Source organism: Atribacter sp. (assembly GCF_035418125.1).
Classification (GTDB): domain Bacteria; phylum Atribacterota; class Atribacteria; order Atribacterales; family Atribacteraceae; genus Atribacter; species Atribacter allofermentans.
This window is the reverse complement of sequence record NZ_DAOLQM010000126.1, coordinates 1-6,121: the sequence shown is the minus strand read 5'-3', so window position 1 is coordinate 6,121 and position 6,121 is coordinate 1. Positions and strand designations below refer to the sequence as shown.

Sequence of the window (6,121 nt, the reverse complement as noted above, 5' to 3'; positions counted from 1 at the left end):
CCCTGGTCGAATCTTCATGAAAAAATCATTGCCGATCTCACCGCCAAGACAGGAACCTATGACATCATCTTTATCCCGGGCTTATGGTCACTCGAGTTTATTTATGCTGACTACATTGAACCACTTAACCAATTTTGGGATAACCCCAACTTACCGAAGTTTGATATCGAAGATTATCCTGCCAGTGTTGTGAATTTGGTTTCTCAAGATGGAAATATTTACTGGATCCCTCATCATGGAACCACCCAAATCCTTTTCTATCGGAAAGACCTTTTTGAAGCCGAAGGATTGAAACCACCGGAAACTTATGATGAGTTGTTTGAAATCGCCGCAAAGTTTACTAATAATCCCAAATATCCTGATGTCTGGGGTTTTGCAACTACTCCTGCGCAGGGTGAATTCGCTTCCAGTACCTGGAGTACTTGGCTCTGGTCATGGGGTGGAGACTACTTCGATGAAAATTGGAATCCAATTTTTAATAACGAAATTGGTGTGGCGTCGTTAGAAGCCTATGCCGAAGCAGTCAAGAAATTTTCACCTCCCGACTCACTCAACTGGGGTAATGACGATAGCGGTGCTGCCTTCCAACAAGGCAGATTGGCTATGCTTCAAATGTGGCCGTATTTAGGAGCAGCCATGGAAGATCCCAGCCAATCGAAAGTGGTGGGGAAAGTTGGATATGCCCCACTTCCGAAAAAGGAACTTCTTTTCCCAAGGTTAGGATCATGGGGTGGAACAATATCTAAATTCTCCAAGAATAAAGAATGGGCTTATATGTGGTTAGCTTTTTATAATAGCAAAGAAAATACTGATAATATTTTAGTACCCTCTGGAGTTGCTGTTGACCGATTATCAACGGTTGAAGAATTAAAAGACAAAATACTCTGGCAAGAAGCTGTCAACTTAAGCTTTGAACACACCAAGGAAAGGCCGGGTATCCCTGAAATTACTCCAATCATCGATGTCTGGGGCCTAGCAGTTTCGAAAGTGGTTACCGGACAAGCCGATGCTAAATCGGCTCTGGATGAGGCTGCGGTAAAAGTTCGTAAAATCTTAGAAGATGCTGGGTACTACGATTAAAAACAATAATTGCGAGATGGAGGACTCCCTGTCTCCATCTCGCTTCTTAATGTCCTAAAACCTTACTCATTTAAACCTTATTAATGCAGAAAGGGCGAATCAAGCGATGCGGTTTAAAGCACATAATCCAGCTCCTTCCCAGCTAAAAAGAAGCAGTTTCCAATATAGCGAAAAATCTACTCCTTTTTATATGCTCGCACCGGTTTTAGCAAGCTTGGCGGTTTTGGTTTATTTTCCTTTGTGTAATACAATTGGTCTTTCTTTCCTTCGATATTTCTGGAACAAACCCCAGCAACCGATACGTTGGGTTGGCCTAAAAAACTACATCGATGTTTTTACCGACTCCTTATTCTGGCAATCGCTGAACAATACGATTATTTTCATGGTGGTTTCAACCTGTCTAACCCTATTAATTGGTTTGGGAATCGCTCTCCTGATCAGCCGGGATTTCCCTGGGAAAAACATTTTTATCTCCCTCATTCTCCTTCCGATGATGATTTCTCCGGTCGCCGCTGCTCTCTCCTGGAAGTTCTTATATAATGGAGAATGGGGAGCGGTCAATTACTTTGTTGGCCTACTCGGCATACCTAAGCAAGCTTGGTTAGCTGATCCCAAATTAGCCCTTCCGGCTATCATCGTAACCGATATCTGGTTAAACGCACCTTTCGTTTTTTTAGTGATTTATACCAGCTTGCAGGCTCTGCCTCAAGAACCAATCGAAGCGGCTCGAATCGATGGAGGAACGGGCTGGCAAATACTTTCCAAAGTTATTCTTCCGTTACTAGCACCAAATTTTCTGCTCATTCTGGTTATCCGCCTTATGGATACCTTTCGGGTATTCGATTTCATCTATGTTATGACCAGCGGAGGACCAGGAGGCAAGACAGAAACCATTGGCTTTTTGAGTTACGAGAGAACTTTTCGTCATTTCAACATGGGTCAGGGCTCAGTCATTGCTATTTTTCTTCTCATTGCCGTCCTTTCCCTTTCGTGGTATTTCATCAAAACCCTTCGGCTCCAGTTGCAAGAACAGGCTAAATAAAAGGGAAATGTGTATTGGGAATTAAACTCATAGATTGAAAGGTAGCTTTGATTATGAGAAAACCGGTAACCTATAAAAAAATTCTCTTCTGGATCCTTTTTTATTTTGTCCTCATTTGCGTTATCCTCTTTTTCATCTTTCCGATCTTTTGGATCGCTACCACCTCTCTTAAGCAAAGAGTTGATGTCTATACTGAAAAACCGGTCCTTATCTTTCGAGCAACCTGGGAAAATTATCAGCGTGTTTTTGAACTCCAAGACTTTAGCCGTTATTTGCTGAATAGTCTTATTGTCGCCGGTAGTGTTACTCTTATAATAATGTATTTTGGAGCTCTGGCTGCTTATGCTCTCACCCGCTGGCGGTTTGCCGGTTATAATTGGATATCGTTAGCCATCATCTCAGCTCGGATGTTTCCGCCTATTGCTCTCCTACCTTCATTCTTTTTATTCGCCTCCCGTTTGGGTTTGGTCGACACTCGTCAGGTTTTGGTATTTGCCCACGCCACCTATGGATTACCCTTTATTGTTTTTATGCTGGCCGGCTTTTTCCGCCAAATTCCTAGAGATTTAGATGACGCCGCTTTAATTGATGGTTGCAGCCGCTGGCAGCTCTTTAACCGAATTATGCTTCCCAGCGTAGCACCCGGTCTGGCAGCAGCTGCGATTCTCTCTTTTGTATGGTCCTGGAATGAATTTCTTTTCGCCTTAGTTCTCACCCGAGCTTCCACCAAAACCTTACCGGTGGTGATTTCAGAATTCATTGGATTTGTTCAAGTCGACTGGCAAGGTTTAACTGCAATGGCTACCATTTTAATGATTCCATCTATTATCATCACTTTTGCCACACAAAGATACCTGGTTCGAGGATTAACCGCCGGAGCGGTAAAATATTAATCATGGAGGAAAAGGGAAATGAAACAAGAACTGTGGGAAACCGTCAAAAAATATTATCTCCACTGGTGGAACAACGATTTCATTGGACGAATCCCCTTTTGGGTATCAGCCCCCAAGGACGATCCTCGATCACAAAAAGCTCTCTTTGGAAAACATTTATGGATCCTTGAAAAAGAAAAATTTGATACCGAGAAGATCATTAAAAATGCCAGGGAGATACTCCGAGCTACTTTTTACGGAGGTTTAGCCTTCCCCTGTTATTTCCCCAACTTTGGAACCGATGTTTTTTCCGCCTATTTGGGAGCAGAAATGGAATTTTCCGATCTTTTTCCACCGGTTGCCACAGGACCTTCCTTTATTAAAGAGGATGTTATTTCAGTTTCCTGGGCAAAATGGGGTAACCCGGTTTTAACCGATTACTCTAACCTCTCCCGATTACAGATCAATGAAGACAATCCTTATTGGCAAAAAACCCGTGAATTTATCCGCTATGCTGGCCAGCTTTCTCAAGGAGAATTTTTCATAGGAGCAACCGATATTCACCCCAGCATGGATTCTCTGGCAGTTCTCCGCGGCAGCCCCCAAAATCTATGTCTTGATTTGGTGGAAAATCCTCGAGGAGTCAAAAAAGCCATGGAATTGCTTTGGAAAGTTTGGGTTCGGGTTTATGAGGATACTTATTACAACCTGATTAAAAACCAACAAGAAGGAACGACTGCTTGGATAAATCTCTGGGCACCAGGGAAGTTTTATCCGGTGGAAAATGACCTCTCTCTGATGATTTCGACCGATATGTATCGGGAGTTCTTCCTGGAAGAATTGGTCAAAGAAATCAATTATTTAGACTACTCCATCTATCATTTAGATGGGAAAGACGCTCTTCACCATCTGGATATGATTTTAGACATCCCCAAACTAAATGCTATTCAATGGGTCGCTGGTGCCAGCGAAAGTGTAGCAGGAGTAGCCAAGTGGATTCCTCTCTATAAAAAAATTCAAGCCAATGGAAAAGCCATCATCGTCTATTGTAATCCCGATGAGGTAACCCTGGTTATCGACTCGTTAAAACCCGAAGGCCTGCTTATTTCGGTTAATTGCGAAACTGAAAAAGAAGCCCGCGAACTCCTCAATAATTATGGTTGGGAAGGGTTTTACTGGTGGGAGTAAATAGTATTGCGTGCCTCTCTTACAATTTTAAAATCTTTGGTAGGAGCTTGATTTATCAGGCCCGAAGCTTTTCAGAATAGACCCTCGTGCTACTTTCGTGGTACCAGATGAGGATAAAAATGAGTGGCCCTCTCACCCTGACCCTCTCCCATCGAGGAGCGAGAAAAAAAAGTTCCCCCTTTAGAAAAGGGGGTTAGAGGGATTTGAATTTTTTATACTGCTCAGTCATTACGAGGAGCCTAACCGTTCTTTGGTTGGACTATGTGGCAATCTCATCCACTCAGTCTGTCATACTGAGGAGTCCGGTGTTTTTTACCGGACGACGCGAGTATCTCATCCTTTCCATTTCCATAGTTCCACGATTCCCCAATTCCACAAAATCATTGATTACCGATAATTATATTTTCAGTATATAATAAGAGAGATTTTCGGATGAATTATTATCCGGTATAAGGGAGGATGCAGATGAAAATTGCTGAAAGGATAGCCGTTGATGAGAATATTTTACATGGAAAACCTCGGATTGAAGGAACTCGTATTTCGGTAGAAATAGTATTGGGTCTTCTGGGTGATGGGTTAACTCCTGAAGAAATTATACATGAGCATTATCCAGAGATTACCAAAGAAGATATTTTAGCTTGCATCAACTATGCCAAAGAAATTATAAAAGAAGAAGTATACAGTTAAAATGACCACTTTTCTCATTGATGAATGTGTATCTTTTTTAACAGTTAAACTTATTCAAGAGTGTGGATTCCAATGGGAAATGGTTGGAAAATCAATTTTAAAAGGTAAAGATGACGAAACAATTTATAAATATGCTCAGAGAAATAATATGATATTAGTAACTTATGACCTTGGGTTTGGAAATATATTTAAATATTCACCCTCCTCTCATCATGGAATCATTGTCATGAGAGTTTCAGACCTGAATTCAATAATAAGTGGGAACAGGGTTTTTAAAGTACTTTTAAATAGAGAAAAATCATTTGAGAAAACCTTATTTATTGTTAACAGTATAAAATATCGTAAAAGAAAATAAAAAGTGAGTATTCAACAAAATAGTCAGCTACAAACTATATAAATCACTAATCATCCTGCTATTCAAAATTCAATTTGAGACTTCAACACTTCCCTTAATTGTGTGCTGATAAAGAAATTCTAATCGATTTAATCTCAGTTGGTTTCTTCTCTAAAATCAGAAAGAAATTTTTATCCTTGATAAGGAAAATCTACCCTCTTTAATAAGTAAAAATCTGAAACAGAAAAAAGTGCAGCTTAAAACCAGAATGTCGACTTTACCAGGAGGCGAGAGAAAACCATATGATCTTTTTTCCGGTAGATTTCATATTTTAAGTTAGTCATTTTTTTCCAAACTACTATTGCATACATGCCATGGCATACCACTACATTAATTAGATACAATAAATTGCGCCTTCTATATTTTTTATGTTCTTTGGTAGGAGCTTGATTTATCAGGCCCGAAGCTTTTCAGAATAGACCCTCGTGCTACTTTCGTGGTACCAGATGAGGATAAAAATGAGTGGCCCTCTCACCCTGACCCTCTCCCATCGAGGAGCGAGAAAAAAAAGTTCCCCCTTTAGAAAAGGGGGTTAGAGGGATTTGAATTTTTTATACTGCTCAGTCATTACGAGGAGCCTAACCGTTCTTTGGTTGGACTATGTGGCAATCTCATCCACTCAGTCTGTCATACTGAGGAGTCCGGTGTTTTTTACCGGACGACGCGAGTATCTCATCCTTTTAAATCTTTTCCAAAATTAAATATAAAAAGAAGAGATCCTCACGCGGGAAAGCACCGCTCAGGATGACGTATTTTTAGTTTGTCATTCTGAGGAGCGTATTATGCGACGTGAGAATCCCATCCACCCACTCCGTCATTCTGAGGAGCGTATTATGCGACGTGAGAATCCCATCCACC

The 6,121-nt window shown here is 41.0% G+C and carries 6 protein-coding genes; all 6 read left to right on the top strand.

From position 1 onward, the window contains the following. The coding region (locus PLK24_RS07235) for an ABC transporter substrate-binding protein (RefSeq protein ID WP_324477712.1) at positions 1-1,080 on the top strand (1,080 nt) is incomplete at its 5' end. A 106-nt stretch (positions 1,081-1,186) separates the two neighbouring features. Next, positions 1,187-2,122, top strand: coding sequence for a carbohydrate ABC transporter permease (locus PLK24_RS07230; RefSeq protein ID WP_324477710.1), 936 nt, complete (start codon positions 1,187-1,189; stop codon positions 2,120-2,122). 53 nt (positions 2,123-2,175) lie between these two features. Beyond that, positions 2,176-3,015, top strand: coding sequence for a carbohydrate ABC transporter permease (locus PLK24_RS07225; RefSeq protein WP_324477707.1), 840 nt, complete (start codon positions 2,176-2,178; stop codon positions 3,013-3,015). Positions 3,016-3,033: 18 nt separating this feature from the next. Then, positions 3,034-4,182, top strand: a complete 1,149-nt coding sequence (locus PLK24_RS07220; protein ID WP_324477705.1) for a hypothetical protein — start codon at positions 3,034-3,036, stop codon at positions 4,180-4,182. Between the two features lie 465 nt (positions 4,183-4,647). Beyond that, entirely contained in the window at positions 4,648-4,869 is a 222-nt protein-coding gene (locus tag PLK24_RS07215; RefSeq protein ID WP_324477703.1) for a DUF433 domain-containing protein, read from the top strand. Between the two features lies 1 nt (position 4,870). Further along, the gene (locus tag PLK24_RS07210) at positions 4,871-5,224 is read left to right on the top strand and encodes a DUF5615 family PIN-like protein (protein WP_324477701.1); all 354 of its coding nucleotides are present in this window, start codon (positions 4,871-4,873) and stop codon (positions 5,222-5,224) included. Positions 5,225-6,121: the final 897 nt, after the last annotated feature.